General features: G+C 72.9%; 3 protein-coding genes and 1 riboswitch. Of the genes, 2 read left to right on the top strand and 1 reads right to left on the bottom strand.

The window, feature by feature from the left end; all coding sequences use genetic code 11:
• The coding region (locus tag PROKR_RS25905; protein ID WP_157602692.1) for a phytoene desaturase family protein at positions 1-817 on the bottom strand (817 nt) is incomplete at its 3' end.
• A gap of 155 nt (positions 818-972) precedes the next feature.
• A riboswitch (cyclic di-AMP (ydaO/yuaA leader) is annotated at positions 973-1124 on the top strand.
• 1 nt (position 1125) lies between these two features.
• On the opposite strand from PROKR_RS25905, the gene PROKR_RS25900 reads away from it, so the two are divergent.
• Positions 1126-2010: a C40 family peptidase gene (locus PROKR_RS25900; RefSeq protein ID WP_051433373.1), complete on the top strand. Its 885-nt coding sequence runs from the start codon at positions 1126-1128 to the stop codon at positions 2008-2010.
• A gap of 117 nt (positions 2011-2127) precedes the next feature.
• Positions 2128-2738: NAD(P)-dependent oxidoreductase (locus tag PROKR_RS25895; protein WP_281171764.1), on the top strand; the 611-nt coding region annotated here is incomplete at its 3' end.

The raw sequence follows: 2738 nt of genomic DNA, 5'->3' as shown, positions 1-2738 counted from the left end.
CGCCCACGGCCCCCGGGTCCACCGCGGTCACCGTGGCCGAGGTGACGATCGTCGCGCCGGCGGCCACGGCGGCGTCGCGCAGGGCGCCCGAGACGGCCCCCATGCCGCCCACGGGGACGTCCCAGTCGCCGGTCCCGTTGCCGATCACGTGGTACAGGAAGCAGCGGTTCTGCCGCAGGGACGGCTCGTCGATGTCGGCGAACGTGCCGATCAGCCCGTCGGTGGCGGCGACACCGCGCACGACGTCGTCGGCGAAGGTGCGGCGCAGCACCGCACCGAGGGGCTCCTCGAACAGGGCGCGCCATGCCTCGGCGCCCACGCCGTCGGTGACGAGGTCGCGGACGGCGGAGCGCTGGAGCAGGGGTTCGGTGAGCGTGGGCGCGAGGCGGCGGGCCACCTCGGCGGTCATCGCGTAGAACCGGCCCCAGGCCTCGAAGTCGGCGTCGGACCCGGTGAGCCGGCGGAACGAGGCGCGCGTCGCCGCGTCGTCCTGGGTGTCGACGAGCAGACCGCCGTCGGCCACCGGGGTGTAGGACGACCACCGCCGGCGCACGAGGCGGATCGGCAGGCCGAGCTCGTCCACCACGCGACGCGGCAGGAGCGAGACGAGGTAGGAGTAGCGGGACAGGCGGGCGTCGACGCCCGCGAAGGGGCGGGCGGAGACGGCGGCGCCGCCGACGTGGTCCGCGCGCTCCAGGACGAGGACCGAGCGCCCGCCACGGGCCGCGTAGGCCGCCGCGGTGAGGCCGTTGTGACCGGCGCCCACGACCACGACGTCGTACCGGGCGCGCAGGGCGTCAAGCGTGGAATCGGACATGCACGCCATGGTGGCACGGGGCACTCATTGCCAGGGACGTTCCATCACAAGACGGTATGTGACCTAATCGTGACAATTGCGCGCGGGACGAGTACGGTCGATCTCGCCTCCCCAGCAACGGGTAGGTCCAGGTCCGGACGCCGAACCCTGTCACCGGTCCTGAGCAGCCAGAACGTGACAGGGGCGGGGGAACCAGGTAAGCCGGGCACGCGAGTGTCCTCGGGGTGAAGCCTCCTTGTGAGGCCGGGTGATTGCTCTCCCCATCCGAACCCGACAGCTCACTTCGTAGGCGTCCGAGGAGATCACTGGTGACCGTACTCACCGACCGCACCCACGACTGGGCGGACGACCAGGTAAACCGACCCAGCAACCGGGCGCGGCATCGCGCCGAGGGCCCCGCCCTCACCCCCTTCACCGCTCTGACCCAGACAGCAGCCGAGAACGCCGCCCGTACCGGCGCGATCGCGGTAGTCACCTCCGGCATGCTCGCGTCGGTCTTCACCCAGACCGCCCACACCGCTCCGGCCGAGTCCCACACCCAGACCACCCTCGCCAACAAGACGTTCGACAGCACGGCCCGCGCGGGTCTCGCCGAGAACCTCGTGACCAAGGTCGAGGTCGCCCAGGACGCCGACTTCTGGGCCGAGCAGGGCCGCGTCAGCGTGACCCCGTACGCCGAGACCAAGGCCGGTATCGCCGAGGCCAAGGCAAAGGCCGAGGCCGAGGCGCGCGCCAAGGCCGAGGCAGAAGCCGAGGCGAAGGCCGAGGCGGAGGCCGAGGCGGAGGCGAAGGCCGCCGCCGAGGCAGCGGCCGCCGAGGCCGAGGCGGTGGCCAAGGCCGCCGCGTCGTCCGCAGGCCTGGGCCAGCAGGCCGTCAACCTCGCCCTCGAGTACGTGGGCGTGCCCTACGTGTGGGGCGGAGCCTCCCCCAGCGGCTTCGACTGCTCCGGGCTCATCCAGTACGTCTACGCCCAGCTCGGAATCAGCCTCCCGCACAGCTCGGCCTCGATGTCGACGGCCGGCTACCAGGTCTCGGCCGCGGAGGCACAGCCGGGCGACATCGTCTGGACGTCCGGCCACGTCTCGCTCTACGCGGGCGACGGCATGGTCGTCGAGGCCCAGCAGGAGGGCGTCCCCGTGCACTACACGGAGATGTGGCAGACCAACCCGGTGTTCATCCGGGTGACGGGCTGACCTCGCGCCCAGGCACCACTCGCAGGACGGAGCGCCCGTCCGGCCGCACCGGGAGCACCTCCCGGACCGGCCGGACGGGCGCTCTGCTTCGTCGCCCCGTCCGGTAACGTCCCCGGCGTGAAGATCCTCGTACCGGACGTGCCCTTCGACCTCGACTTCCCGTCCCTGCTGCCCGACGGCGGAGCCTCCTTCGCACCCGGCGGCACCGACACCGTCGCCACCTACGTGATGACCGAGCCGATCCCCGCCGAGCACACCGACGCGGAGGTGCTCGTCACGTGGTCCAGCCCGCCCAAGATCGTGGCCGACGCCGCGGAGCGCCTCACCAAGCTGCGCTGGGTGCAGACCCTGTCGGCGGGCCCGGACGTCGCGCTGCGCTCCGGGTTCGCGCCCGACGTCGTGATCTCGTCGGGCCAGTCCCTGCACGACGACACCGTGACCGAGCACGCCCTGGCCCTGATCCTGGCGGAGGTGCGCCGCATCGACCGGTCGCTGGAGGCGCAGCGGGAGCACCGCTGGGCCAAGGAGATCGCGTTCGCCCAGGCTGACGGCGTGACCGGCCGCGAGTACACGCTCGACGGCGCGCGCGTGACCATCTGGGGCTTCGGCTCCATCGCCCTCCGCCTGGCACCGCTGCTGACCGCGCTGGGCGCGCGCGTCACGGGCGTCGCCTCGCGTGCGGGCGAGCGCTCCGGGTACCCGGTGGTCGACGCCGGCGGCCTCGACGC

The sequence above is a fragment of the Promicromonospora kroppenstedtii DSM 19349 genome (assembly GCF_000515355.1).
Classification (GTDB): Bacteria; Actinomycetota; Actinomycetes; order Actinomycetales; family Cellulomonadaceae; genus Promicromonospora; species Promicromonospora kroppenstedtii.
Note: the sequence above shows the minus strand (reverse complement) of the source record. Positions and strands in the feature narration are given on the sequence as shown.